We start from the raw sequence: 25,411 nt of genomic DNA on the forward strand, positions 1-25,411 counted from the left end.
CTCAATCCACAAACTAAATATTCAGAACAACCACAGAAAAAAGACAATACTATGGGCATCTGTCTGGACGAACTGCGCCTCCAGGTTATCCGTCCAACCCTCAAGCACTTGAGAGCCTGGAGCCAGGGCATGGAAAACCTTTTGCTGGGCACCGCTGCACAGGAGTCACAGCTGGGCTTTCATCTCAAGCAGGGACGGCGCCACGGGTTGGGGATCTATCAAATCCAGCCACATACACACCAGGAAATCTGGGATAACTACCTGATTGATCACCCCGCACTGGCCTCAAAAATTCGAGGGCTCGCCAGCCAACGGGACTTTCTCGACCACCCCCACAGCGAACTGACCACCAACCTGCGCTATGCCACCGCTATCGCCTGGCTGGTTTACCGCTCGGCAGAAGTGCACAAAATACCCGAATCAGACACCCACGATGTGGCCAAAATGGCGCGACTGTGGCACCAGCACTTCCATCACGGACCCAGTGCCACTACGCGGGATTTTGAATGCAGCTATGCCCAGCTGGTGAGTGGTGCCGATCCTACAAATTCAGCGCCGAGATATACTGGGGCTCAACCTCCTGGGCATCGTCCGGCTCCCACGAATTCACCTGGCGCTGAATTAAATGGTCAGGGCGCTCGGCAGCCGACGGCTTAGAGCGGTCCAATTCCAGACTTTCAAAATCGTAGAGATCCCTGTCCGCCAATTGCGACGGGGATATACGTGTTAATGCGGCAAAGATATTTTCACTGCGCCCTGGGAATTTATTGTCCCACTCCCGCAACATCTGCTTGATCGCCTGGCGCTGCAAGTTTTCCTGACTACCACACAAGTTACAGGGAATAATGGGGAATTCCTTGAACTCCGCGTAACGGGCAATATCCTCTTCTCGGCAATAAGCCAGCGGGCGAATCACAATATTGCGCCCATCATCCGCACGCAGCTTGGGCGGCATTGCCTTCAGGCGACCACCGTAAAACATATTCAGGAACAAGGTCTCGACAATGTCGTCTTTATGGTGACCAAGGGCCACTTTGGTAGCACCGATTTCCTCGGCAAAGCCGTAAAGGGTACCGCGACGAAGTCGTGAACAAAGGCTACAGGTGGTCTTGCCCTCAGGCACCACTTCCTGCACCACCGAATAGGTATCTTTCTCTACGATATGGTGTGGCACGCCGAGGGAGCGAAGATACTCCGGCAGGATATGTTCAGGGAAACCAGGCTGCTTCTGATCCATATTCACCGCCACCAATTCAAAGTTCACCGGGGCGGTTTTTTGCAGGTTCAGCAGAATATCCAGCATGGCGTAAGAATCCTTACCACCGGATAAGCAAACCATGATTTTGTCGCCCTCTTCAATCATGTTGAAGTCGGCAATAGCGCGACCCACATGGCGGCGTAGGCGTTTCTGCAGTTTATTGAATTCGAGTCGCTCGCGGCGATTTTCCACTTCGGACATGGTGTCTCTCTAACTATTTCGGTACCGGTGACCGGGGCTGGGGGTCACAGCCATCGCCTATCAGTGTGGAGCGAGGCTTTCATATTGCTAGGGGGCGCGATTGTACGCATTTCGATCACGGAGTACACGACTCCCCATCCGACTTATCCGCTAACAAGAACTCAACACAGGGCCAAACATGCTCCAGCAAGGCAGGCTGTGCCTTGGCGGTTGGGTGGATACCATCGGATTGCATGGCGCCGTCTTCAAGAGCGACGGTTTCCAGGAAGAAGGGCACCAACCCGACCTGTTCGGATTTGGCCACCTTGGGGTAAACGGCGGCAAAAGCATTGGTATAGGCACGGCCGTAGTTGGGCGGGATACGCATGCCAAGCAGCAAAACCTCTACACCAGAGTTCTTCGCCAGTTTCACCATCTCCATCAGGTTGCGCTGTAAAGACTGAGGAGGGTATCCCCGCAGACCATCATTGCCGCCCAGCTCTACAATCAGCCAACGTGGATTGTGCTCCTGCATCAGGCGCGGCAGACGCGTCAATCCACCAGAAGTCGTCTCTCCGCTGATACTGGCATTGATCACCCGAACTTTTTTGCCCATTTCCTGCAAACGCTCCTGCAGTAATTGCACCCACCCCTGCTCTTCATTGATACCGTAGGCCGCGCTGATACTGTCACCCAAAACCAACAAGGTATCTGCCTTACTTGCCTGGGCAGCTCCAATGGGGATAAACAGCAACAGTACCAAGCTGAATTGAGCCGCCATCTGCCGAAAAATGGCTGTCGTCATGTCATACTCTCCAAAAATTCGCGCATCCGTATAGGGAACACAGTATGTCCGCCATTCTTACGGCAGAAAACCTGTATCACAGAGTCTCCACCAGCGAAGGGCCATTGACCCTATTAAACAATATCTCCCTGCAGCTGGCGCGTGGAGAGAGCCTGGCTGTGACCGGTGCCTCAGGTTCCGGCAAGTCCACCTTGCTCGGTCTATTAGCTGGATTGGACAAGCCCAGTGAGGGAAAAATCTGGCTGGCCGGCGAAGAAATTACCGCCATGGATGAAGAACAACGTGCGGCGGTACGCGCCCGCTGTGTGGGGTTTGTCTTCCAAACCTTCCAGCTACTACCCGGTCTCACCGCTCGCGAGAATGTCATGCTGCCCAGTGAGCTGCGCGGTGAACGCGGCGCCGCCAAGCGCGCGGAGGAATTCCTGGCCAAGGTCGGACTCGAGCATCGCCTGGGCCATTACCCGCGCCAACTCTCCGGCGGGGAGCAGCAAAGGGTCGCCATTGCCAGGGCATTCGCCAGCTTCAGCGGTGAGGACGCTATCCTTTTTGCCGACGAACCCACCGGCAGCCTGGATGCCGGCAACGGCGCCAAGATCATCGATTTACTCTTTAAGCTCAATGCCGAATCCAGCACCACTCTGGTGTTGGTGACCCACGAGCAGCGCCTGGCTGAACGCTGCGCCACTCACTTGCGTATGTCTGCAGGTGCCGTGGAGTCTTACGAGCCCCTCGCCGGTGACGACAACTTCTCGGAGGTATCCGCCTGATGCTGCCTCTGCGACTGCTTTTCAGGGACTGGCGCGGTGGCGAGTTGGCGCTAATTGCCTCAGCCCTGATTTTGGCTGTTACCTGTGTCACTGCGATCGCCCATTTCACCGACCGCCTTACCCGAGCCATGGAGCAGCAATCCCTCACCTTCCTGGCCGCAGAACGGGTGCTGCGCAGCAGTAAGCCTGTGGATAGCGCATGGCTGGAAGAGGCCAATAAAAAAGGGTTAGAACAGGGCCAGATAGTCCAGTTTTCATCCATGATCTCCGCCAACGACCAGTTCCAGTTTGTCTCGGTCAAAGCCGTCGACAAAGGCTATCCGCTGGTGGGGCAACTGGAAATCAGCAAATCCCAGGGAGGCCCAAGGGAAGTGGCACCACAAGGACCTCCCCCGGGAGAAGCCTGGGTGGAGTCCCGCCTTCTACCTTTGATGGGAATCCAGCTCGGCGATCCTATCGCCCTCGGCGACACCCAATTAAAAGTGACAGCCATACTGGAGCGGGAACCCGATCGGGGCACCAGCCTGTTTGATATGGGGGCGCGAGTATTAGCCAATACCGCAGACCTGCCCGCCGCAGGTGTAATCCAGCCCGGTAGCCGAGTGCGCTACCGCTACCTGTTTGCCGGTGATGACCAAGCCCTGAAGGATTACTTTGACTGGCTCAAACCTCAACTGACTGAACACCAGCGGATCTTGGACCTGCGCGAAGGCCAGCCCCGGGTTGCCTCTGCTCTGGATAGAGCCGAGTCCTTCCTGTTTCTCGCCGCCAGCCTGGCCGTACTGCTCGCCAGCGTCGCCGTTGGCCTGGCAGCCAGACGCTACGGACTGCGCCACGGCGCCTACGTAGCCGTAATGAAAAGTCTCGGCGCCGGGCGCAACAAAATTCTCGGTATCTACCTGGGACAGCTGGCCGCCCTCACCCTGATTGCCACCGCTATAGGGCTGGCACTGGGCACCTTTATCCAGAGCCAGGCGGTCAACCTGATGGAAGGGTTTTTCCCGGTACAACCCCCGGCTACCAGCTGGAGCCCACTGCTGATCGGGCTCGCCACCGGCCTCGCCTGCGCCCTGGGCTTTGCCCTACCGCCTCTTTTCCGTTTGGCGCGTACAGACCCGATGCAAACCCTGCGGCACGACTGGAGCAATCCAGACAGACGCGAATGGCTCGGGCTGATTCTCGGCCCCAGCGCCATGCTGCTCCTGATCTGGTGGCTTTCCGGCAGCCTGCTTATGACGCTCGCCCTGTTTGTCGGCATGCTCCTATTGGTGGCGGGCAGCGCCCTGGTTAACCGACTCCTGGTGCGCGGCAAGCTGGCTTCCCTGGGCGGCGCCTGGCGAATAGCCCTGGGCAGCCTGCAACGCCGCGCCGCATTCAACACCTTATTGATTGCCGCTTTTGGCACCGGATTATTGGCCATGCTGGCCATGGTCTTTGCCCGTACCGCCCTGGTGGACGAATGGCGGATGCAATTGCCGGAAAAAGCCCCCAATCACTTCCTCCTGAATATCGCCCCTCACGATGTTCCAACCATGGAAAATATGCTGGCAGAGGGTGAGGTAAGCAGCACCGAGTTTTATCCCATGGTGCGCGGCCGCTTGGTGGCGATTAACGGCGTCTCGATTAAAGAGAAAAAAGATCGTCCCGGTGGCGTTCGCCGGGAATTAAACCTGAGCTACACCGATACCCTGGCGCCGGATAACCGTATTTTGGAAGGCGAGTGGTGGGACAAGGCCAGCGAAGGTGTTTCAGTAGAAGTGGAGCTGGCAGCCCAGCTGGAACTGTCACTGGGAGATCAATTGCGTTTCTCTATCGGCGGCCTCGAAGTAGAAGCCCCGGTAGCCAGCTTCCGCTCGCTGGACTGGAACAGCATGCGGCCCAACTTCTATATGATATTTGCGCCGGGCACTATCGATGATTTCCCGGCTACCTATATCACCAGTTTTTACCTCCCACCGGAGGACAAGTTACTGGTCAACGACCTGGTTCGCGCCTTCCCCAGCGTCAGCGTGATAGAGCTGGATAAGATCATCCAGCGTATCCGCGACACCATTAACCAGGTGTCCTTTGCTATCGAATCAGTCATGGCCCTGATGCTGGTTGCCGGGGTCCTGGTATTAATTGCCGGGGTGCGCGCCAGTATCGCCGAGCGATTGCAGGAAGCGGCAATTATCCGCACACTGGGGGGCCGCAGGCGCTTGTTGCTGAGAAGCCTGATACTGGAATTTGGCCTACTGGGTTTTGCCGCCGGCTTGCTCGCGGCTATCGGTGCTGAAGCCACTTTGGCCGTGCTGTCTTATTGGGTCTTTGAACTGCCAGTGATATTGCACCCAGTCCTTTGGCTAACTGGACCACTCACCGGTGCAATACTGGTTGGCACCGCCGGTACCCTGGCCTGTTACAGCTCGATCAGCCAGCCCCCGCTCAGAGTACTGCGCGAACTGGCCTAACTGATGAATGTCAGCTCTTGAGAATAAAGATGTAGTTTTTATGGACCTGGATTTCGATCGCAAACATATTTGGCATCCCTACTCCTCCCTGATCGACCCGCCCCCAGTGTACCCGGTAGCGCGGGCCGAAGGGGTAAGACTTTACCTGGAAGACGGGCGCGGCCTGATCGACGGTATGTCCTCCTGGTGGAGTGCCCTGCACGGATACAATGTGCCCGAGCTAAACCAGGCCATGCGCGAGCAGATGGACAAAATGTCCCACGTCATGTTCGGGGGCTTAACTCATGAGCCCGCAATCGAGCTGTGCAAGAAATTGGTGGAAATCACTCCACCCGGCCTCAACCGGGTATTTCTGGCTGACTCCGGTTCAGTGTCTGTGGAAGTGGCCATTAAGATGGCTCTGCAGTTTTGGCACTCCCAGGGCAAACCGGGAAAGAGTAAATTGCTGGCCCTGCGTAATGGCTACCATGGCGATACCTTTGGGGCCATGGCCACCTGTGATCCCGTTACCGGCATGCACCACCTGTTTGCCGGGCAATTGAGCCAACACCTGTTTGCCCCCGCCCCACAAACCCCTTTCGGCGAAACCTGCCCGGAAGAAGATATCCGTGAACTGGAACAACTGATTGCGCAAAACAGCGAGCAACTGGCTGCGGTAATTCTCGAACCCATAGTGCAGGGTGCCGGCGGTATGCGCTTTTATTCCGCAGATTACTTGCGCCGGGTACGAGCACTCTGTGACGAATACGACCTGCTGCTGATTGCCGATGAAATCGCCACCGGCTTTGGCCGCAGTGGCAAGATGTTCGCCTGCGATCACGCTGGTATCAGCCCGGATATTCTTACCCTCGGCAAGGCCCTCACCGGGGGCACCATGACCCTCGCCGCCACACTCTGTACCGATAAAGTGGCCGAAGGTATTTGCAGAGGGGAAGCCGGTGTCTTTATGCACGGCCCCACTTTTATGGGGAATCCACTGGCTTGCTCCGTTGCTAATGCCAGCATCCAGCTACTACTCAGCAGTCCCTGGCAAGAGCGAGTAGCGGCGATCGAGCAGCAACTGACCGAGCAGCTGGCCCCATTAAAAACCGCACCGGGTGTGGCCGATGTTCGCGCCCTTGGAGCGATTGGCGTGGTGGAAATGCGCGAGCCGGTAAATACGACCAAAGTGCAGGAAGCTTTAATCGAACACGGAGTTTGGCTGCGCCCCTTCGGCAAGCTGGTCTACGCCATGCCGCCCTATGTGATTACTAAAGAAGACCTCAGCCAATTAACCTCGGCGATGGTAAATGTACTGGGAGAGATTTCCTAGTTTCCGTACCAAGTAATTTGTGAAGCCGGTCTCAATAATACCGGGTTAACCGGCTCCTTCTGTAAATAACCTTCTCTTTGCTACCACGAAGAGAGGGTTAACAGATCAAATTCCATAACACGGGATAGCCTCTTCCTGGCTAAAAACCTCCGTAGCCCCCTCCCCTGCGCATCCTTTCCAGATTCAATTTTCTTATGCCTTACAAATTTCGATCAGCTTGATCGCAATTATTACGACAAATGTTTTGAGCACCTAAAAATTCCTGTATCATGAATGTTAATGATAGTTATCCTCATTTACGATGGCGATCAAAGTGGTCAAAATGATCACTGATAAATGTTAGGCATTCACCTCGCCCGATCAATGCCTTATCAACCCTTAAAAGTTTGGGCGTTAGAGAGGAAAGATGAGAACTTTAATTGCATTACTTTTTGCGGTTACTTTTGCTACCACTGCTCAAGCTAGCGATGCTTCTGGAGAAAAGCCCATTCAGCACCTTAAAGTAGCGGATGTTACTTCGATGAAGGATGCCAAGAAGATTTTCGTTGAGAAAACCGCAGAAATTAAGAGCAAGCAAAAGCTTGATGCTGCTGAGCTTCACCAGATACATGTCATCACCTACACGCTTGAAAAAAGTGTTGAGTATTTCGCTGAGAACCTGAAAGGCGAAAGACAGAAGCTGGCAAAAGACATCGCCGTTGTTGTGGAAAACATCCACATTAACTCCGAAAACAACCGCCCAGAAAAAACCCGCAAGGATCTGAATCACTACTTTAAATTAGCAGACAAATTTGCTGCTGGATTTAAGCATAAGCATCACTAATACAGATCACTTCCGAGCTTAACCTGTGGCTGTATCCGCAGCGAAAGGCTCGACTGAAAGCGCTAACTATCAGCAGTTAGCGCTTTCATAGCAACACCACCCGTTCATGGCGACACGCCACAATCCCAATCAGATTCTCAACGATTTCCACTGCCCATATTGCCTTCCCTTTTGATCCGTCTGTAAATCTCCTCGCGGTGTACGGGCAAGGATTTTGGAGCAAGTATGCCTACCTTTACCTGATTACCCTTAACGCCTAATACTGTGACTGAGACATTCGCTCCAATCCGTAAGTTTTCGCCTGTACGGCGCTTTAAGATCAACATATTTATTTCCTACTGATACTCAAGCCATAGATAGACCTTCCCCGCTGAGGAAGCTTGGATAGTAACGTTTTGAGGAAATATGGGGTGGTGCGCGAGAACGGTAGGCGTAGAAAAAGAAAAGGCAGACGCAACGCCCCCAGGGCTTAGAGAATCTCTCCAAGCCGCTGATTGTGCTCCACTTTATTGAAGACGAGCGGGTTTCTAGCGTACTATGCATATAGCCATCTTGATAGGGTCTTTATCAATTTGGTTAGCTGGCCCCAGGTGTTCCAGCACCTTGGGTCAGCGCCTTTTACTTATTCTTACTTCACGCTACCGTTCTCCTTTGAGGGATTGGTTTTTAGAAGATTCTTGGGTTCTTGATTCTCTCGATACTCTCGATACTCTTGAACCGAGCTGCTTTGATTATTTCCGTTAGATGGCTTCTTAATCTCGGCCAAAATACCAATAAATATCTATCGATTTTACGTGGCTTTGACACTAAAACAATCCTAATAAAATCTAATAAGATTATTTTTGTGCCTATATTTTTTGTCGCTCTAGCATTAAAAATTTCGGTTGCATATAAAAATGGCCGTTTAGATTAATATGCCCGCCGCTCCCACGCTGGAGTTCAGACAACGATAGATCATCAATGCTTCGACTTAATACGTACTCCATATATCTACAGAAAAGATCTCTCCATAGACCAAAGTCACTTGCAGAATATTACTGCGAGATTTAAGAGCCTCTGAACAACCCAGTGATGCCTCTACTTACAGAGTGGTTTCAATAAGAGCGCAGCTTCACAGGAATGACTGGACCTTAGAAGAAGTCTCAACACGGTGCATAAATCGCTATGAAAGCCCCTCAGGTCGATCCTTGAAGACCACATCTGCTGCGTTGTAACGCTTGCAAAGGGCTACGTCCATTCGCAACGAACTGTGCCTAACATCTTTAGCCTTCAAGATCCGCAGAGATATTACAGAGTGATTCAGAGGCACCCTGGATACCTTAACCACTCCCCAACTAATACCAGCCTGTAAAAGTTGGCGAGTGGTAGCTTAGGGATTTGCGATCATATTGACCGTGATATTAGAGAAAAAGAAGATAAACCCAAAAACAATCATGAAATCAACGGGTTACGGGCTAGCGTTAAAATTGGAATAGTAGTCAAAGTGATCGTTTTTCCAGTTTGTACGGACGTATCAGAAAGCTTTAGGTCTATGGTTTTAAATAAAAATTTAGGCCTTGGCGTAGAAATTGATTCTGAGATAACAATCAGGATAATAATGGTCAGAATGATTACTATATATCTGTTAGGCAAAAGGATCAGATTTGAGGTCGCACAAAGAAACATACATAAAGTACGAAGAAAATCGAGATGCTCTCTTCGTATTTGGGGCAGGGGCCTCTATTGCTGAAGGCGCTCCTCTTCAGAGAGATATTCTTAAATTGATTTATGAATCAGATGATGACCAGATAAATAGGTCTGAAGCTGCTGTGCAAGTACGCACTTTTATCAATGAAAACTTCGACACTTCAGAAGGTGTATACCCCACTCTTGAGTCTGTCTTTGGCTACTTAGATTACTTTATCAGTAAGCGAGAAGGGTTGGGAAATGAGTACACAACTTCACGAATTACTGAGATCAAAGAGTACCTGATTCGACTTGTTCATTACATAATTTCAAAGCCTTCTGGAAAGCGTGACGGAGCATACCGAAAATTTTGGAATTTGGTATCTGGGAAAAATAGAAATATTTCAGTTGTCACAATGAATTACGACACTTTTATAGACGAATCTTTTGACTTCCTTTATCCGGACAGGGCCTATATTGATTACTGCATAGAACTAATGAATTACCACCACTACCACGAAATCAGTGCCTTCGACTGGTGGGTTAATCCTCGCGAGCCAGTGCCTGTGTGGGATGGGGGTGATCCTAAACCTATTAAAATTATTAAAGTTCATGGGTCACTTAATTGGAAATACTGCAACTGTTGTAACCAGGTACTTTTAACAGCTTGGGATACAAAAATTGACCTGGAATCAATGGGATTCAAAGGGTATATACATGCCAGTTGTGAGAATCCTGAAACGGTTGAATTTGATTTGACCTGTCCCTTAGATGGCAATAGTTTTGATACATTTATTGTTCCGCCATCTCATATAAAAGAACTATCGCATCCTGCAATAAACAAACTGCTTGATGAAACAGCAATTGAAATACGAAAGGCGAAGAAAATAGTTTTCATTGGATATTCATTCCCTGAAGCAGATGTGCATATCAAGGCTCTATTTAGAAAAAATATAAGAGCTGATACGGAGATTCATGTTATTGATCCGTATCTGAATAATTCAATTATATCAAATTACAAGAGTTTATCGCCCGCGCCAACTTTCTATGAGAAAACATTTGAAAACTTCATTAAAGATGATTTATTAAATTTGATAGATTCGCCTAACAAGTCAAAGCACTCGGACGCAGCAAGCTGTGCCGGTGTTTGAGGCGTTATGCCTCCAAAGTATCGTATGTTAAACGAGAGATATTATGAAACGTGAAAAAGATTTAAAGCGATACGGAAAGGTATTCAGCCAACTTCTTTCTAATTATTTAAAAGAAAAATTTAGCATATCCATCGACATTTACCCCACAGAGACAGATGGTGCGATACTAAAATTCAACATCAATGATACCGACAAGAAGGTAAGACTACACAAGCCTGCCAAGAGTGTCGGCGTTGCACTTGGTGAAATCGAGCAGAATTTCATCGAAGTAGTAGATTTTTCGAAAGTTAAATTTGAGGGAACAAATCTTTTTATGGATGACAATTGGGTCGTCCTGATTAAAGGTGAAAATGATCAGCAGTCTTGGAGCAACAAAGCTGCTGGCGAAGACGTAAAGCGCATTGTTGAATCCAGCTTAGGATCAAGCAATGCCTAAAGAAAATATTTATACAGACAGAGTAGTCGGAAATCTTAGTCGTGAGCTATTCAAACAAAAAAAGAGACTTGATGCTCTTGAGGAAAGTTCAACCACACCTCAAAGCAAGTGGGAACACCATTTTAATCAGAAGCCTTGGCTAGTTCTCTCTTCTTTTTCGGCTGCACTATGTTTAGGTTTCTGGGCAATCTTTAATTGGCAGGGAAATAGGCACGAGAAAGAGCTGGCTAATGTGAAGGCCGATTATGAAAAGCAAATTACATGGTTGAAAGAAAAGAATACTCAGAATATCGCATCAAATAAAAAGAATTGCGACTATGATTTGAAAGTTTTAAGCGATAAACACAAGATTTGCGAGTCAAAACTGGCGAGCATAGATAGGACGGAAAAAGAAAGCATAATAAGTAAAGGTACCGGACGCGATAAAGCCGCGCCGTTGCTCTAGACGTTAGTTTAAATGCACGTATTAGGAAGAATATGCAGATAACAAAAATATTCTTGAAGAGACTGGACTCTTATGTAAATCCTAAGATTGAGAACCGTGTGATTTATGGGACACTCATAGCTGGATTGAGCCTAATTATGGCTCCAAAGTTTATGGCACTGCTAAATAGTGTTTCCATCGAATCTGAAAAATATAAGATAAACATACAAAGCAATACGCTAGATGAACTAGGCATAGTTACTGGAGCCACCCTGATATTTCTAGCGGTGCTATTATTGTATCTATTTAAGTTTACCAAGCGGCCAGAGTTTGTCATAACAAGTGACTCTCCGTCTGCGAAACTGTGGGAAGCACACGGATATTCTTTTCAAAAAGAAACTTTGATAAATCCTCTTCTGTTAAAAGACTTCGTCGGATGCTTTTCAGACAGCGGGAGGCAAATAGCCTCTATCGATATTTCTGGAGCTAATTCTAGCAATAGATACTTTGGCGAAATTGTGGAACGAGTATCTGGAGAACGAAAATATATAGAAGTTTCGAGTGATGATGATAGAGAGCTGTTCGGGTACGAATATCTCGGAACATCAGAGTCTGGGATTCATGTTATTCATGCTTACTATTCAACTAGTGGTTCTGCAACTTTTCATTGGTTACTGCTACTTCAGATTGAAGAAAGCAGCATCTTAGAATACGAAGATAAAACTCCTGAAAAGAAGACAACCCCAGTTTTGAAATTGGTCGGTAGAATTAGTCTAGGTGACCGTTACAACGGTAGTGTAGCTATGGAACGTGGCATTATCCGTATAAGTAAGGATGAAAGCCATCATCCTGATCACGTGATTAACAAAAATAGAAAAATTGTAGTTAAGTAAAAAGGTAAACTAACAAGGAGATGAATTTCGTTCCGCCCCTACGGAGCTCCACCAGACACACCAGAAGAAATACTAGGACACCCACAAATTGAAAGATGACATCGGAAATAGTGCAGGCCTTCCACCTTGACGGCCATTTCTCCTGATCAGGTATAGGGCAAGGTGAAATACTGAAGAATTACGCTTTAGGTTTGAAAGTTGCGTGATTTTGGCCAAACAGGAAGGAATAGTATCGAAAGGTTGGGCGGGAATTAGTGGGGCGTTGCAGAAAGGAAACGTTGGCAATCGCCTATACCGTGTACCCAGCGTTTATTTAACTGAATACAGACTTGCCGTACGGCCTCTGCTGATCCCACCAGGCCTTTAAAGCGGCTTTCAAAGTTCCCAATAAGATAGAGCCAGTGTTTTGTTGAGATTCCCACCCGCTCAAGAATACGGGGCGTCTTTTGACAAATGGCACCGATCGGCCTGAGATCTACATAGGCTATTAGAGTAGGCCTCCTGAATCGAGGCCAACACTAGGACACCCATAGATTGAAAGATAACATCGGAAATAGTATAGGCCTTCCACCTTGACAGCCATTTCTCCTGATCAGGTATAGGACAAGGTGAAATACTAAAAATTATGCATTAGGTTTGAAAATTGCGTAATTTTGGCCAATCCGGAAGGGATAGTATCGAAAGGTTAGGAGGAAATTATTGGGGCGTTGCAGAAAGGAAACTTTGGCAGTCGCCTATGCCATGTACCCAGCGTTTATTGAGCCGAATACAGGCCTGCCGTACGGCTTCTGCTGATCCCACCAGGCCTGTAAAGCGGCTTTCAAAGTTCCGATTAAGATAGAGCCAGTGTTTTGCAGAGATGCCCAGCCGCTCAAGGATAGGAGGTGTCTTTTGAGAAATGGCACCGCGCTTTTTGGGATCTAAATGCCGGCCACTCCAGTCTACTAACGCCAAATAGTGATCCAATTGAAAAGGCAACCCTTTCGGCATATTAAGGCGCTCGCCGCCCACAAACGGTAGTAGCTCTTTAGGCTGCTCACCTGAGATCACAGCGCGAACACGCTGCTGAATGGACGTGTGATCGGAGTCCTCCGGGGCTTTTGCAATATCGGCACGGATAGGATTTAGATCGACATAGGCCATGCAGGCAGCCAAGGCTCTTTCATCCAATAGCGCCTGAGACTTGAAACGGCCCTCCCAGAACCGGCCAGTACAGCAGTCTTCTGCGTTGGCTTGGCGAGCAATAGATTCGTTTAGGCAGCGCATAAACCAACTGATATCCATTAATCGCTCTCGCCACAGCTCAATCAGCTCTTTAAGCTTGTTCTTTTCACTGCAATCCAGAGAGGCACCCTGAAGAAAGCGCTGAGCCAAATTAGAAGCTTTAAATAGCTCCTGCCAGCGGAAAATGACCTCAGTATCAGACCAAGTTTTGGCTGTTTTAGCATCAATATAGAGCACCACATGGTAGTGATTACTCATTACCGCATAGGCAGCGATATCCAGCGCAAAGATAGCAGCTAGCTTTTGCATCCTAGTCTCAATCCACTGGCGCCGGTGTTCATAATCCCTCCCCAATAGAGCATCTCTTCCACAAAGGAACGCCCGGCGTACACAGCGGGAGACGCAGTGATAGTACGGAGTCGCATCAAGTGAGATCTGTGACCGGCGAGGCTGGGTCATAGGGTATGGATTTAACTGTTTTAATATCCAGTATTTTTATTGTAATTTCAGTATTGTGTCAACAGTTGTGACGCCTTAAGCTCTACCTTTGATGGGTGTCCAGAAACGGCCTCCAGCTATCTCCGCCTTGCTATTCGGGCTCGAGGCCCACATGACTATCCGAGTTATGCCTAGTGAGTGTCTGTCACGTTCCTACTTGTTAACGGTCTTTATAAACCGGCGCAGCAACGAACTGTGACAAACAAGGCCTTCGGTGGCCGCCGAAGGTGGGTCTCAATTTACCCGTTAGCGAAAAGGATTTTCAACATCAGAATCGGGCAAGAACAACCATACAAGGTGCTGCAGCTAACGGCGTTATGTTTCTTGGGTAGTGAATCGTCAATAGATATCTTGAAATATACCTTGGCTCTCCAGATGGTTTGAAATGCCTGATACAAGGTATTCTCAGTAAGTTACTCCAATTTTACAGGAATAGCTTATGATATGGTCTGTCTGAAGAGGTGTTGAACTATGTAGACTCTTTAAACTCTGGTTCAGAATTAGAGCCTATGGATGTAACGCAAGCTAGATATATCGACAAGTTTATTGAGTATGTAATTGAGTTTTATGGTGAGTATCATGAGTTCCCAGAAGGGTAAAGCTTAACATCGGTTAAAATACATAACAAAGTATTTGAGGCAGTCCCTCTGTGTGGGCCTGCCCATAACCGAGGCGCTATACCTCAGAATTTAGCAACCGACTTAATAATCTATGAGCTGCGAAGTAGATTAGAGCTGCTATGGCTTGCATCATCAAAAAAGTAAAATATTCCGCATCTGTCAAAAATGGATCTGAATCGTTGACAATAAAAGGGCTTGCAATTGACAAGAGCAAATATAAAACAGCAAGTTTTCTGACCATTCCTTTATATTTTTTCTGCATTAAAAACCATGAAAAATATGCTGGAAGAAAGAGCATTCCCAAGATCAAAAAAATCTTTTTTAGATTGATATTCTCAGGCTCGCTCTCTTCGGTGATTTGAGCTGACGTAGCTTCTTGCTTTGCCAGTACTTCTCTTGCAATTTTTTGAACTTCTCCTCGAGAGAGGCCAGTAACCTCCTGAAGTGTTTCAATCTGGGTTTCAAATTTCGCCTTTTTAGCTTCCGCTTCTTTTTTTTTCTCAGCAGCATTTAATACTGCGTCGGTAATTTTATCGTAGACATCGTCGTTTGTAGACACAAATTATCCCCATATTCCATAACAAAAGTTGATCAGCGCATAATGAAATGATCTGTCAAGCATCAAAATTAACGGGTTTTATATACCTGAGAAAGTGAGTATATTACAGATGATTGGATCGGGGCTACAATAGGTGGTGATGAATACAGCTAAGAAATCTGTGGACAAAAAATTTAACCCTGTGATTTATCACAACATCAGGACATCCACAGATTGAAAGATGACACCGGAAGCAGTACGGGCCTTTCACTTTAACGGCCATTTCTCCTGCCTGGAACTGGAAGAGGTTAATACAGGAAAATTATGTTTGAGCTTTAATATTTAGTGATTTTGGCCAAAAACCAGAAGGAATAGCATCGAAATGTTGGGAGGGAATTAGTGGGACGTTGCAGAAAGGAAACATTGGCAATTGCCTATTCCATGTACCCAGCGTTTATTGAGCTGAATACAGGCTTACCGTACGGCCTCTACTGATCCCACCAGTCCTTTAAAGCGGCTTTCAAAGTTCCGATTGAGATAGAGCCAGTGTTTTGCTGAGATGCCCAGCCGCTCAAGGATAGGGGGCGCATTTTGAGAAATGGCACCGATCGGCTTATGATCTACATAGGCCATAAAGTGAGTTTCCTGAATCGGGGTTAGCGAATTAGGCCCTATTATGACTTTCAGGTCACGCAGACAGCAGCAAGCTAAACAGACCTCTCCAGATAAGAACGTGAACTTTCAATACACGACTACATCATTAGCTCGGCCCATTGGCCACATAGCTGCGGTATCCTTAGCCTCCTCGCCTCCAGGCTAAGCCGTATATGATGTTTCTGTCTGTCAACTCGCAGTTTTACTAGCGGCTTCCCCCACAAGACCTCGTGGTGTGTAGTTGCCATTCGCCAGTAGTTAACATTTAATGGACCCCATTAAAGGGTGATCTTCCTACACGGGGTTTTCACCCCATTAGTTCACGCTCATGCTGGGCGTACCAAGTCAATTAACTACGCGCCTTTGGCGCCCGACAGCTTACACGCCGCTTCGTTATGTTTCTGAGGGTGACTAGTGCATAAAGATCAAGTTTGAAGATTTTATGAGGTTCTTTGGGATGCCCACGATAAGAAAGCAATGCCATCGATCCTGCATGAGAGCTTCTCCTTTAGAGGATCATTGGGGCAGGAAAAGCGAGGTCACAAAGGTTTCGCTGAATATGTCGATATGGTTCACAAAGCGCTGGGTGATTACAAATGCATTATTGAAGATCTCGTAGAAGAGGGAGACAAGGTTTTTGCAAAGATGTCCTTTACCGGATTTCATAGAGATGAGTTTATGGGCTTTTTACCATCACATAAACGCGTAACTTGGAATGGGTGCGCCTTGTTTACCTTTGAAGGTGATCGAATCTCTGATGTATGGGTACTGGGTGATTTAAAGAGCCTTGAAAACCAGCTCAAGAAAAACAAAATATAACAGTCGCAGTCAGCAGGACCGTCGCTACGTGCCGACCTCTGCTGCAAGGCGTTAGTTTTCATTGGGCTTCGATCAATGAAAGTTATATATCTAACCTTATTAATCATCCTTTATTCTCAGCGAGCCATTTCGTTTGAATATGATCATAAGAATTTAAGCGTTGATTTGAATAATGCCACTGACATTGTTATTGCTAAGAAAATCTCAGGCCGCATCGCGTACGCAGATCTGACACATGAAATTAGCTCATATAACGCAAAGCCTATTGAGTGGCGTGACTCTCCAGCGTGGGAGAGATTGCAAGATCTGAATCGAGGTATCGACTCAACTTTCTTGGTATTGAATTCAATCAAGAGTACTTTTTAAATAGGGGATCGATTTACATTTAATGACTCATGGATACCTGTTGAATTGGGTTCAGTTCAACTGTATTTTCTATATCGGAAAAACAATCAAATCCAGTCTAATCCGTGTCATCGAATACCAATCGGCGACAACAAACAATCAATCGTCGAGCTTTCTTCAGATCCTAATGGGATTATTGATTTGGTTTTACGCAATAAGCTATCATTTTGCGATTTAAAAAACTGACAAAGCAATGTACTTGACCTCCACTGCGCCGCTTTATTTTGTGCTTTAATAGCACAAAATCAACCAACTACGTTCCGGCCAGTGCTTGGGGCGTTATGACTAAAACTTTCCACTGTTAAGGAGGTAATACAATGTCAAAGGAAAGAACTAAGAATTTAGTCGATTTATTTTCGTCTAGGCTAACGACTCTTGGTCATATTCTTGAAATTTCTGAACAGCACTTCCATGAGGAGTCAGAATCCATATTGGATTTTCGACTAATTGAAGACATGCTTCCTTTTGGCACACAGATCGCCTACGCATGTAATCAGCCTTACAATTTCTCGCTTTGGTGCAAAAATCAGGAATCCGATAATCTATCCCCTAAAATTGAGTCCTTAACTGTAGCTAAGAACCTAATTGAGCGAACTAAATCTCAACTTCAAGATTCGGAGCTAGGAGATTCAAAATTGTCAGAACTAAAGCGAATAAACCTTAATGGAAATCAATATCTTGAGTTAGAGGGGAAGGATTACATTCAAGAATTTCTAATCCCCAACTTTTATTTTCATTTGGTTTCTGCTTACAACATCATGCGGATGAAAGGGGTTCCTTTGGGAAAGGTAAACTATATGGCACATGTAGCTCCCTTGGTTAAAGTGGCATAACAAGTGACTATGATCCTTAGTCAATTATTTAAGCCATCTTTTTTCGTTTGCCAGCAGCGACTAAGCGCTCATACATTGGTTTTAATTTAGGGTGAATTGTATTGCCGACATCATAGAAAAAAATAAGACCGTACGCACACGATGTCGTCCGCCTCGAATATAGGGCTAACCCTGGAAGCTGCCACTATCACGGTTCATCCGGGCGATACCTACAAGTGCAGCGATTTCTTTACGGTTCAATTTTCCTACCTCGGGAAGCTCACTCATCAACGTATAAGCCAATACATTTCCGACCCCTTTAGCACTCAACAGTAGGTCGCGCCTTTGCCGCCACTCAGACACACTGTTAACGAGTTTATCCTGTTATTTGTCGATATCTTGTAACTCTTTTTTAATGGTGTTTAGAATGGTCTGGATAAGTTTGTGCACTGACTTAGGCATCCTCTGAAGTCGATTCTTTTGGATTGTGCTCATCTCTAAGCACTGGCTTATTACAGTCAGTAAGTCACTGATATCCCTGAGCTTTTCTTGTTTTAGCATCTACAGTCTTGGATTCATGGCCTCACCAGAATGTGCAATATCAATTGCATCTAGCTCGTCGGTTTAGCTAGGCGTCCTTCAGATTTAGCGAAGCTTCTTATCTGAGACAGACTGCAAACGACAATAGGTAATCCTGCTTTATCTGCGGCGCAAACAAACTCTAATTCGAGCCTTCCAGTAGACTCTATTAATACGCTCTGAGGTTTAAGAGGTTATAGTTGTTTAATGGCATCCTAACTACCATTTTTATCATTGGTAACACTTAAGAATTGGCCAGTAAGTCTCATATAAATATCAAGTTTTTTACTGCTCGTGCCGATACCGACACTGATCTCTTGAGGTTCCATAAGATAAGCTATCTCCGCCTTGCTATTCAGGCTCAAGGCTCACATGACTATTCGAGTTATGCCCATTGAGTGCTTATCACGTACATACTAGTTATCGGTCTTTTACGAACCTGCCAGACAGCGAACTGTGATAAACAAAGCCTTCGGTGGCCGCCGAAGGTGGGACTCAATTTACTCGTTAGCGAAAAGGATTTTCAACATCAGAATCGGGCAAGAACAACCATACAAAGCCCAGTAAAATCGCCGCCAAAAACACGGCTGGATCTCTCTACCATTCAGCATTTGTTGGCGGCGTTATGCCACCTCATCCATACACAACCTGTTTTTGTAAAAAACTTTTAAATTCGGTCTTAAGTGTCTATGATTCTCATTCGTAATTGAGTGAAAGTTATTTTGGAGAAATATATGACACTGCCGAATTTGAAAAAGTGGGCTTTTTTCTATTTTTCAGCTGGCTTTTCACCTGAAGAAAACACTAGGATAAATGAGAATCAACATTGCACATTCATAACCGTTGGTTTTGACCCTTCTGCTAAAAATGACAATTCTATTATTGAAACAGCAGTAAAACTTGTTAATGAAGGTGTTCAGTCTATTGAGTTGTGTGGTGGTTTTGGACCAGAATGGGTTGTTAAATTAGAAGAGGCATTACAAGACGACACTCCAATCGGCATTGTAATGTATGGCCCCAAGTATAGAAAAAAATTACTTGAAATAATGAAGCCTTGATACTTAACATTCAAACAAAACTAGCAATAAATGCTTATAGGTATTTCGACAACAATAATCTAAAGGGTATAACAAAAAAAACAAGCGACGCCTCAGCGCCACTGTATAGGAGTTATAGGGCCTGGAATGGCAAGGCAAGGCAAGGCAAGGCAAGGTTAAAACTTAAAGCTGTAATTACACTTTTCGTAATGGCGCTAAGTGAAAGACTTACCCAATAAACTAATGTCAAAGAAGCGTAAAATGAGATACAGAGAGTACGTAGATCATCCACGATATGGTTCCAAGCCAATATACTCCGGAAGCAAGATGACGACTGAAATGGCTGCGTCTGCTCATTGGAGCCTTGATAAAGATAGTATTTTCCCCGAAACGGCTATCCCTGCAAATATTGATAGGCAGAACTATTCAATATTTCCGCGTAAGTTTTACGTAGATATAGAACGCTGTTGTATTCAATGCAGGCGATGGTTTATTTTTTTTGCTAACGAGCAGAAGCACTGGTTTGAAGGGCTGGGGTTTTATGTTGATGCCGATTGTACCAAATGCGTAGACTGCAGAAAAAATGATCAGAACATCAAGCTGATGCAAAAGAGATACCAGATCCTTAGTGTGAAAAAAGATCGTAATGCAAAAGAGATATCTGAGCTTAAAAGAATTGCCTTAGAGCTATTTCAGTTGGGATATATCAAAGATCAAACTAAAGTGGATAGAATTGGCTAACAAACGCAAACAAACCGGCCTATCGGCCTCGACTCACAACACTCACGTTTCTTGCAGACGTTAGATTGCCATGGTCAAGTCATTATCAACCGTTGTTTTAGAAATCTTGATATTATTTGCTATGAAGCAGTGGATGCTTTCTAAAGATAAGCAAGAAAAACTTGCCAGGCTCAATGCAATTGAAACAGCAGAACAGTGCATCGCGGTTGGTGGGGAGCTTCGTCCTGTATGTATGTCCGGTACTAGAATGTGCATCGTTAACTATTCAGATGCCGGAAAATCCTGTCTAAGTAGCTCACAATGCCAGGGTGAATGTAGGGTTTCGGAGAGTAAGGCTGGCAACGTTTTTGCCATGGGTCAGTGCTCTACCTCCAATAATCCTTGTGGTTGCTGGGCAAATGTCGAGCTAGGTATGGTAAACCATGCTATTTGCTTCGACTAAATCTACCAAACGAAAGCAGGATGCTAAGGCCCAGCGGGCCTCCGCGGACGTTAAGGCACTATGAAACTACTACCAATAATTTTGTTTCTTTGTTCCAGCACCTGCTATAGCTGGGAATGTGCCGAGCGTGATCCGCCAGTTTGCATAGAGGAATTCTAGAATCAGCGCCCCAGAGTTATTGTTGCCCAAGTAGTTTCAGGAAAGTACGATCTGAAAGCAAAAGATGAGTATGAGTACCAACTTTCGGTCAAGCATTGGCTTAAAGGAAATTTGGGAAGAAACTGAAATATACAGAGCCGTGATTCTTTACAACTTTCAATTGGCGAGAAATACATTTTTCCAATTAAAAATAGTACGGTTGATTTTTGTTAATTGATTTTGCCGTTTTCGTATAGCTGGTTAGAGCGTTTTGATATTCCTGTGGAGCGGGCTTGTGTAAAAAAAATTGTGGAGCTTTCAGGTTACAAACCCTAACGATACACAATGCAGTCAATGTTAGAAAATCTATGAATAACGAATACAGAGCAAGGGATTGGATTAACTTCATTTTAGAGAGATGTCAGTTCCCTGATACACAAGCGCTAAAGAATCATCTCGACAAAGCCGTGTTTTCTGAGTTCTGTCAGTGCGGATGTAATAGCTTCAAAGTTCTGGTCCCGGATTTCACCAAGGCCATTGCAGTTCCAGGTAAATATGGTGTAATTTTTGAAGCAAACTTTAATCTTGTAGAAGCAGGTAAAACGTTAGAGATCCTAATATTCTCTGGAAAATCAGGAATGGTTGAATACATAGAAATAGACTGTAGTGATAACAACTTTCCTATCCCAGAAATAGTTGAGGTTGTTGGGGAACCGTTTCATGTCAGTGCCAGTAGTGCGCTTGCTCTCTAACGAGAGCCGGCACAAGCAGGGACTCCGTGTGCTGAACTCCCAACAAGTTACTCGCCTGTACGGCGGGCGCTATGAAACAACATAAAGTCTCACTACCTGTATTCTGACAACTTAGCAACTTGTTTCTACTGATTTCACCTTCATTTCACCTTTGCTTCTTTAAAGTGCTGCACAACCAGTTATTTAAAGAAGCTATCCATGTCGAGCAGCATTCACTTAAAGCAAGTTGACCATCATTTTACCTTGGCCAAACAACAGGTCAGCCTGTTTGAGGATTTAAATATTGAACTGCACAGTGGTCAGTCTTACGCCATTGTGGGGCCCTCTGGAGTAGGTAAATCAAGCTTATTACTGTTAATGGCAGGTCTTGAACCTCCCGTTTCTGGCAAAGTGCAATTCCAGAAAAACGGTAAGCCGCAGCTAATAAAGAGCCTACGTCAAATCTCAGGTTTTATTTTTCAGCAGTTTCATTTGTTACCCGAACTTGATGCCTTAAACAACGTCGCGCTGCCTTTAAAACTAAAAGGCGATAAACGTGCATTAACCACAGCCGAATTATGGCTCGACAAAGTGGGGCTAGCTGAGCGAATGTACCATAAACCACAGCAGCTCAGTGGTGGTGAGCAACAACGGGTGGCCATTGCCCGTGCTTTTGTCATGCAGCCGCAATTTATTTTTGCCGATGAACCCACGGGTGACCTAGATGAGAAAACCGCGCAACATATTGCGCAATTGATGTTTGATTGCTGTCAGCAAAGCGGCGCGGGGCTGGTACTCGTCACTCACTCGATGGAATTAGCGCAGCAGGCCGATACTTTACTGCAATTGGGTCAAGGTAAATTAACGGTCAAGGCGCACAACCAAGCTACGTCTATGGTAGGCGCATTATGCTGATTTTATTAGTGTGGAAATTATTCCGCCAGCAATACCATCAAGGGGACGTGCGCTTAATTCGCTGGACCCAAGCAAGTTTGATGTTCTTCATTTTAACGCTCAGTTTGACCAGCAGTTCTATTCAGGCTTATTTGGCCAATAATTTGCAGCAAATGCTCGGCAGCGATTTGGTAATTTCTCAGCATCAAGCCCTAACCGGTGCGCAACTAAACAAGTTGCACCAGCATGCACAGCAGTTGAGCGTGAGCCAGCTGGTGAACGTAACCTTGACCCATGATCACCATTGGCAAGCAGTGCAGTTAAAAGCAGTGGATGATCATTATCCAGTGCAAGGCACCGTGCAAGTGGCGTTTGAGACGGATGGACAAGAGCAATCCCTGAGCCATGGGCCTAAATCCGGTGAAATCTGGGTCGATAGCCGATTGTTTGCTTCGCTGCAGCTTACCCTTGGCCAACCCTTAGATATGGGACATGGACAATTAAAGCTCACAGGTTTGGTACAACATGAACCCGACCGCCTGCTCGAAGGCCATTCGGTGGCGATGCGGGCATTGGTGCATCTAGATGACCTTCCACTGATACAAGCCGACAATGCCCTCTTTCGCTATTTACTTGTGGGGGATAAAAGCGAATTGAACACCCTAAAACAGTGGGCCACCACTGAGCTAGTAACTGCACAGCTTTATGACAAACACAGCGGCCATCCGTTGGCAATGTTTTGGCAACGGGTTGAGAATTTTGTGGGCTTAGCGTCGGTACTGTTGTTTTTGATGGCAGCCATTGCCATCGACCAAGCCGGTCGACGTCAGTTGTTATCCCAGCAGCGTTTTGCGGCGGTGTGTTTGGCCATGGGCAGCAATAAACCCCAAGTGTTTGCTTTATCATTTGGTCAATGGCTATTAACAGTCATTGCAGGGCTAATTCCGGCAACCGCCTTGGCATGGGGGGCCGAATACCTAATTTTGCTACAAATGCAGACACAGTTTGCTGACCTAACCACCACCTGGGTATGGACAGATTTACTCAGCAGTTACGCGCTATTGTTAGCTCTATTGGCAATTTTCCAAATTCCCAATTGGTTAGTGATGGCCAAAGTAACCCCGGCACAGTTGATTCGCCAAATGTCGAGTCCGAATCACTTATTACCTCGCTATGGATTTGCATTAATCAGTGTGGCTGCGGTGGCTTTTGTTTACTCCGACAACGGTCTGCTCACGGCCATGACGCTATCCGCTATGGCAGCCACATTGATACTGATGATGGTATTGACTTGGTTGGTGCTGAGTTTGGGCCATACGGTGACGAGCCGTGCAATGGGTATGATGGCTTTTGGTTTTTATATGATGAAGCAGCGCTTACTCAGCAAATCCATTCAAATTTTGGGCGTTGGAATGTGTGCCACCTTGTTGCTGTTCACCTTGAGTTTGATGAAAGACATTGGCCAAACCATGGAAGGCTATACCCGCGAGCACGATGGTAATCTGATCATCACCCAGGCCAATGAACAACAGGTGCAAGACATTCGCCAGTGGAGTGCACAAACTGGCAGTGACATTCGCCAATTAAAGCCGTTTTGGTACGGACAGTTAAGCCATATCAATGGCCAGACGTTGGCGGAATTTGCCACCAGCCCCAGCGAAAGTTTGGCTAGTTTACAAAAGCCTGTCCGCTTGCATTTCAGTATTCAGCAAGCAACCAACAACCAAACTGAGACAGGCCAACGCTGGCAAGATCGAGATGCCGACTGGCAACAAGTGTCGGTAGAGCAAGAAGTCATGACTGATATGGGGTTGAAACTCGGCGACCAATTACAGTTTGAAGTTGCGGGGCAATCTTTGAACTTTGAAATCAAAGCCAGTCATAAATACGTGCCTGGCAAAGGTTCCATCACCTTTTGGTTTAATGTGCCACAAAGCACCATGAACCAGCTTCAAACACCGCCACTTTATATGGGTAGCCTTGAGCTTGCGGACACTGCTTGGAGTCAGCTGGCAGAGCTTTGGCAGCGTCACCCATCATTGCGGTTAATCTCGGTGCGCGAATTGACGCAACGCTTTGATGATACTTTGTCGATGGTGATTAAGCTGGTATCTGGATTTAGTTTGATGATTATTTTACTGGCACTGCTAGTGATCAGTACGTCAGTCAAAGGCTATGAAGCTGATGAGCGTAAAAAGAACGCTTTACTGATCAGCTTTGGCCAATCACGTCTTGCCTGCTGTAAACTAAGTCTGTTTGAGTGGTTGCTGACTTCTTTAATTGCTAGCGTGGGGGCCATTTTAGGTACCAACCTTACAGCTCAATTGATCTATCAGTCTCAATTTGGCATTAATTACAAGCCAGATTGGTTATGGATCATGGCTACTTTACTTGTCAGTGCATTGGTGGTGTGCAGCGCTGGCATGATAGCCAATCGCAGCAGTTTAAAGTTTTCCGTTGGGACCTTGTTAAGAAACGTAGGGTGATCAACTTTATTGATGGAAGACCAACAGGATTCGGCCAATAACGTCATCGAATATCTTGATCCCAAAGGGCTGTCGGTGGATGACGTAAGTAGGTCTCAATATACCCGTTAGCGAAAAGGATTTTCAACATCAGAATCGGACAAAAAAAACTATACAAACACAGGCAGTTTGTTCCAGCCCTTCTGGCCTCTGCTGACGATAAGACGGCCATGTATAACGATATTGATAACAATTGTATTGTTGCTTTCAGGCTGTACAAGTACCAAAGAGCAGAGAAAGCCGGAGCCAAAGTTTCAGGTTCAAATTGAATCTTCGGGAGTGGAGTATTCAGTTACAAGAACTATTGCATGGCAATATCTCTCCTATGTGTCACGGTATAACTATGATGGTGAAAGTATTGAAGTTAGCAAATGTGACGGCACAGTGACCAATGAGTGCCATTATTATGTGAGCTATATAGGAAATGGTTGTGGGCAGGACTCATATCTCATTGAGCAATGCATATCAGATAAATGTACTTTCAGTTTTACTCCATACAATGCCGGGACCGTAATTTGTGAATATCCTTAACAAAAGGGTCCAATCAACGCCCAAAGCTATACACCTTCTTGTGCAAGGACCTGCATCCC

23 protein-coding genes and 1 pseudogene are annotated in these 25,411 nt (G+C 46.5%); 17 read left to right on the forward strand and 7 right to left on the reverse strand.

Translation table 11 applies throughout. The features are described 5' to 3' along the window. Positions 1-51 precede the first annotated feature (51 nt). Positions 52-657, forward strand: a complete 606-nt coding sequence (locus tag ACJJIV_RS05080; RefSeq protein WP_444890981.1) for a hypothetical protein — start codon at positions 52-54, stop codon at positions 655-657. Here ACJJIV_RS05080 and ttcA read toward each other — a convergent pair. Continuing rightward, positions 542-1,459: a tRNA 2-thiocytidine(32) synthetase TtcA gene (ttcA, locus tag ACJJIV_RS05085; protein ID WP_252085012.1), complete on the reverse strand. Its 918-nt coding sequence runs from the start codon at positions 1,457-1,459 to the stop codon at positions 542-544. The genes ACJJIV_RS05080 and ttcA overlap by 116 nt on opposite strands. A 115-nt stretch (positions 1,460-1,574) precedes the next feature. Beyond that, complete coding sequence (locus ACJJIV_RS05090) at positions 1,575-2,243, reverse strand: arylesterase (protein ID WP_444890982.1); 669 nt, start codon at positions 2,241-2,243, stop codon at positions 1,575-1,577. Between the two features lie 44 nt (positions 2,244-2,287). On the opposite strand from ACJJIV_RS05090, the gene ACJJIV_RS05095 reads away from it, so the two are divergent. The 4 genes from ACJJIV_RS05095 to ACJJIV_RS05110 all read left to right on the forward strand — a co-directional run bounded on the left by ACJJIV_RS05095 (position 2,288) and on the right by ACJJIV_RS05110 (position 7,595). Continuing rightward, entirely contained in the window at positions 2,288-3,010 is a 723-nt protein-coding gene (locus ACJJIV_RS05095) for an ABC transporter ATP-binding protein (RefSeq protein ID WP_252085010.1), read from the forward strand. Then, positions 3,010-5,460: an ABC transporter permease gene (locus tag ACJJIV_RS05100; protein ID WP_444890983.1), complete on the forward strand. Its 2,451-nt coding sequence runs from the start codon at positions 3,010-3,012 to the stop codon at positions 5,458-5,460. The genes ACJJIV_RS05095 and ACJJIV_RS05100 overlap by 1 nt, the downstream gene beginning before the upstream one ends. Before the next feature lie 7 nt (positions 5,461-5,467). Then, entirely contained in the window at positions 5,468-6,772 is a 1,305-nt protein-coding gene (gene bioA, locus ACJJIV_RS05105; RefSeq protein ID WP_444890984.1) for an adenosylmethionine--8-amino-7-oxononanoate transaminase, read from the forward strand. 406 nt (positions 6,773-7,178) lie between these two features. Continuing rightward, a complete protein-coding gene (locus tag ACJJIV_RS05110; RefSeq protein ID WP_444890985.1) occupies positions 7,179-7,595 on the forward strand; it encodes a DUF6746 family protein in 417 nt (138 codons plus the stop codon). Positions 7,596-7,732: 137 nt separating this feature from the next. Here the strand turns inward: ACJJIV_RS05110 and csrA are convergent, their stop codons facing one another. Then, positions 7,733-7,921, reverse strand: coding sequence for a carbon storage regulator CsrA (csrA, locus tag ACJJIV_RS05115; RefSeq protein WP_444890986.1), 189 nt, complete (start codon positions 7,919-7,921; stop codon positions 7,733-7,735). 1,317 nt (positions 7,922-9,238) lie between these two features. Between csrA and ACJJIV_RS05120 the strand changes: the two genes are divergently transcribed. Genes ACJJIV_RS05120 through ACJJIV_RS05135 form a run of 4 tightly spaced genes read left to right on the forward strand, consistent with a single transcriptional unit; the run spans position 9,239 to position 12,164 of the window. Next, complete coding sequence (locus ACJJIV_RS05120; protein WP_444890987.1) at positions 9,239-10,411, forward strand: hypothetical protein; 1,173 nt, start codon at positions 9,239-9,241, stop codon at positions 10,409-10,411. A 43-nt stretch (positions 10,412-10,454) separates the two neighbouring features. Beyond that, complete coding sequence (locus ACJJIV_RS05125; protein ID WP_444890988.1) at positions 10,455-10,847, forward strand: hypothetical protein; 393 nt, start codon at positions 10,455-10,457, stop codon at positions 10,845-10,847. Then, positions 10,840-11,292: a hypothetical protein gene (locus ACJJIV_RS05130; protein WP_444890989.1), complete on the forward strand. Its 453-nt coding sequence runs from the start codon at positions 10,840-10,842 to the stop codon at positions 11,290-11,292. The genes ACJJIV_RS05125 and ACJJIV_RS05130 overlap by 8 nt, the downstream gene beginning before the upstream one ends. A 32-nt stretch (positions 11,293-11,324) precedes the next feature. Further along, positions 11,325-12,164 (forward strand): hypothetical protein, encoded by an 840-nt coding sequence (locus tag ACJJIV_RS05135; protein WP_444890990.1) that lies wholly within the window; start codon positions 11,325-11,327, stop codon positions 12,162-12,164. Between the two features lie 696 nt (positions 12,165-12,860). On the opposite strand, the gene ACJJIV_RS05140 is transcribed toward ACJJIV_RS05135, so the two are convergent. The 3 genes from ACJJIV_RS05140 to ACJJIV_RS05150 all read right to left on the reverse strand — a co-directional run bounded on the left by ACJJIV_RS05140 (position 12,861) and on the right by ACJJIV_RS05150 (position 15,677). Continuing rightward, positions 12,861-13,697, reverse strand: a complete 837-nt coding sequence (locus tag ACJJIV_RS05140; protein ID WP_444890991.1) for a transposase — start codon at positions 13,695-13,697, stop codon at positions 12,861-12,863. Between the two features lie 864 nt (positions 13,698-14,561). After that, positions 14,562-15,065 (reverse strand): hypothetical protein, encoded by a 504-nt coding sequence (locus ACJJIV_RS05145; RefSeq protein WP_444890992.1) that lies wholly within the window; start codon positions 15,063-15,065, stop codon positions 14,562-14,564. A 453-nt stretch (positions 15,066-15,518) separates the two neighbouring features. Further along, positions 15,519-15,677 carry a hypothetical protein gene (locus tag ACJJIV_RS05150; protein ID WP_444890993.1) on the reverse strand — a complete coding sequence of 53 codons (159 nt, stop codon included), beginning with the start codon at positions 15,675-15,677 and terminating at the stop codon, positions 15,519-15,521. Between the two features lie 468 nt (positions 15,678-16,145). Here ACJJIV_RS05150 and ACJJIV_RS05155 point away from each other — a divergent pair. Both ACJJIV_RS05155 and ACJJIV_RS05160 read left to right on the forward strand, forming a co-directional pair. Beyond that, positions 16,146-16,517 (forward strand): annotated as a pseudogene (locus ACJJIV_RS05155) (ester cyclase); the annotation flags it as partial. Between the two features lie 722 nt (positions 16,518-17,239). Then, complete coding sequence (locus ACJJIV_RS05160; RefSeq protein WP_444890994.1) at positions 17,240-17,755, forward strand: DUF1993 domain-containing protein; 516 nt, start codon at positions 17,240-17,242, stop codon at positions 17,753-17,755. Between the two features lie 165 nt (positions 17,756-17,920). On the opposite strand, the gene ACJJIV_RS05165 is transcribed toward ACJJIV_RS05160, so the two are convergent. Beyond that, on the reverse strand, positions 17,921-18,097 hold the full coding sequence (locus ACJJIV_RS05165) for a transposase (protein WP_444890995.1): 177 nt from the start codon (positions 18,095-18,097) through the stop codon (positions 17,921-17,923). A 950-nt stretch (positions 18,098-19,047) separates the two neighbouring features. On the opposite strand from ACJJIV_RS05165, the gene ACJJIV_RS05170 reads away from it, so the two are divergent. The 6 genes from ACJJIV_RS05170 (at position 19,048) to ACJJIV_RS05195 (ending at position 24,782) form a co-directional block, all read left to right on the forward strand. Further along, the gene (locus ACJJIV_RS05170) at positions 19,048-19,371 is read left to right on the forward strand and encodes a DUF6506 family protein (RefSeq protein ID WP_444890996.1); all 324 of its coding nucleotides are present in this window, start codon (positions 19,048-19,050) and stop codon (positions 19,369-19,371) included. A gap of 306 nt (positions 19,372-19,677) precedes the next feature. Further along, entirely contained in the window at positions 19,678-20,091 is a 414-nt protein-coding gene (locus ACJJIV_RS05175) for a zinc-ribbon domain containing protein (RefSeq protein WP_444890997.1), read from the forward strand. 70 nt (positions 20,092-20,161) lie between these two features. After that, the gene (locus ACJJIV_RS05180; RefSeq protein ID WP_444890998.1) at positions 20,162-20,533 is read left to right on the forward strand and encodes a hypothetical protein; all 372 of its coding nucleotides are present in this window, start codon (positions 20,162-20,164) and stop codon (positions 20,531-20,533) included. 506 nt (positions 20,534-21,039) lie between these two features. Continuing rightward, positions 21,040-21,423: a hypothetical protein gene (locus ACJJIV_RS05185; RefSeq protein ID WP_444890999.1), complete on the forward strand. Its 384-nt coding sequence runs from the start codon at positions 21,040-21,042 to the stop codon at positions 21,421-21,423. 198 nt (positions 21,424-21,621) lie between these two features. Next, on the forward strand, positions 21,622-22,317 hold the full coding sequence (locus ACJJIV_RS05190) for an ABC transporter ATP-binding protein (protein ID WP_444891000.1): 696 nt from the start codon (positions 21,622-21,624) through the stop codon (positions 22,315-22,317). Then, a complete protein-coding gene (locus ACJJIV_RS05195) occupies positions 22,311-24,782 on the forward strand; it encodes an ABC transporter permease (RefSeq protein ID WP_444891001.1) in 2,472 nt (823 codons plus the stop codon). Before ACJJIV_RS05190 ends, ACJJIV_RS05195 begins: the two co-directional genes overlap by 7 nt. Positions 24,783-25,411: the final 629 nt, after the last annotated feature.

Source organism: Microbulbifer mixtoriginis (SeqCode), assembly GCF_052466765.1.

Excerpts from the sequence above, each read along its gene's own strand:
- ttcA (WP_252085012.1), bottom strand. The coding sequence starts at position 1,459 with ATGTCCGAAGTGGAAAATCGCCGCGAGCGACTCGAATTCAATAAACTG.
- ACJJIV_RS05125 (WP_444890988.1), top strand. The coding sequence starts at position 10,455 with ATGAAACGTGAAAAAGATTTAAAGCGATACGGAAAGGTATTCAGCCAA.
- ACJJIV_RS05190 (WP_444891000.1), top strand. The coding sequence starts at position 21,622 with ATGTCGAGCAGCATTCACTTAAAGCAAGTTGACCATCATTTTACCTTG.
- ACJJIV_RS05135 (WP_444890990.1), top strand. The coding sequence starts at position 11,325 with ATGCAGATAACAAAAATATTCTTGAAGAGACTGGACTCTTATGTAAAT.
- ACJJIV_RS05195 (WP_444891001.1), top strand. The coding sequence starts at position 22,311 with ATGCTGATTTTATTAGTGTGGAAATTATTCCGCCAGCAATACCATCAA.
- ACJJIV_RS05095 (WP_252085010.1), top strand. The coding sequence starts at position 2,288 with ATGTCCGCCATTCTTACGGCAGAAAACCTGTATCACAGAGTCTCCACC.
- csrA (WP_444890986.1), bottom strand. The coding sequence starts at position 7,921 with ATGTTGATCTTAAAGCGCCGTACAGGCGAAAACTTACGGATTGGAGCG.
- ACJJIV_RS05140 (WP_444890991.1), bottom strand. The coding sequence starts at position 13,697 with ATGCAAAAGCTAGCTGCTATCTTTGCGCTGGATATCGCTGCCTATGCG.
- ACJJIV_RS05110 (WP_444890985.1), top strand. The coding sequence starts at position 7,179 with ATGAGAACTTTAATTGCATTACTTTTTGCGGTTACTTTTGCTACCACT.
- ACJJIV_RS05185 (WP_444890999.1), top strand. The coding sequence starts at position 21,040 with ATGAATAACGAATACAGAGCAAGGGATTGGATTAACTTCATTTTAGAG.
- ACJJIV_RS05090 (WP_444890982.1), bottom strand. The coding sequence starts at position 2,243 with ATGACGACAGCCATTTTTCGGCAGATGGCGGCTCAATTCAGCTTGGTA.
- ACJJIV_RS05170 (WP_444890996.1), top strand. The coding sequence starts at position 19,048 with ATGACACTGCCGAATTTGAAAAAGTGGGCTTTTTTCTATTTTTCAGCT.
- ACJJIV_RS05080 (WP_444890981.1), top strand. The coding sequence starts at position 52 with ATGGGCATCTGTCTGGACGAACTGCGCCTCCAGGTTATCCGTCCAACC.
- ACJJIV_RS05150 (WP_444890993.1), bottom strand. The coding sequence starts at position 15,677 with ATGGCCTATGTAGATCATAAGCCGATCGGTGCCATTTCTCAAAATGCG.
- ACJJIV_RS05180 (WP_444890998.1), top strand. The coding sequence starts at position 20,162 with ATGGTCAAGTCATTATCAACCGTTGTTTTAGAAATCTTGATATTATTT.
- ACJJIV_RS05130 (WP_444890989.1), top strand. The coding sequence starts at position 10,840 with ATGCCTAAAGAAAATATTTATACAGACAGAGTAGTCGGAAATCTTAGT.
- ACJJIV_RS05175 (WP_444890997.1), top strand. The coding sequence starts at position 19,678 with ATGACGACTGAAATGGCTGCGTCTGCTCATTGGAGCCTTGATAAAGAT.
- bioA (WP_444890984.1), top strand. The coding sequence starts at position 5,468 with ATGTCAGCTCTTGAGAATAAAGATGTAGTTTTTATGGACCTGGATTTC.
- ACJJIV_RS05160 (WP_444890994.1), top strand. The coding sequence starts at position 17,240 with ATGTCAAAGGAAAGAACTAAGAATTTAGTCGATTTATTTTCGTCTAGG.
- ACJJIV_RS05100 (WP_444890983.1), top strand. The coding sequence starts at position 3,010 with ATGCTGCCTCTGCGACTGCTTTTCAGGGACTGGCGCGGTGGCGAGTTG.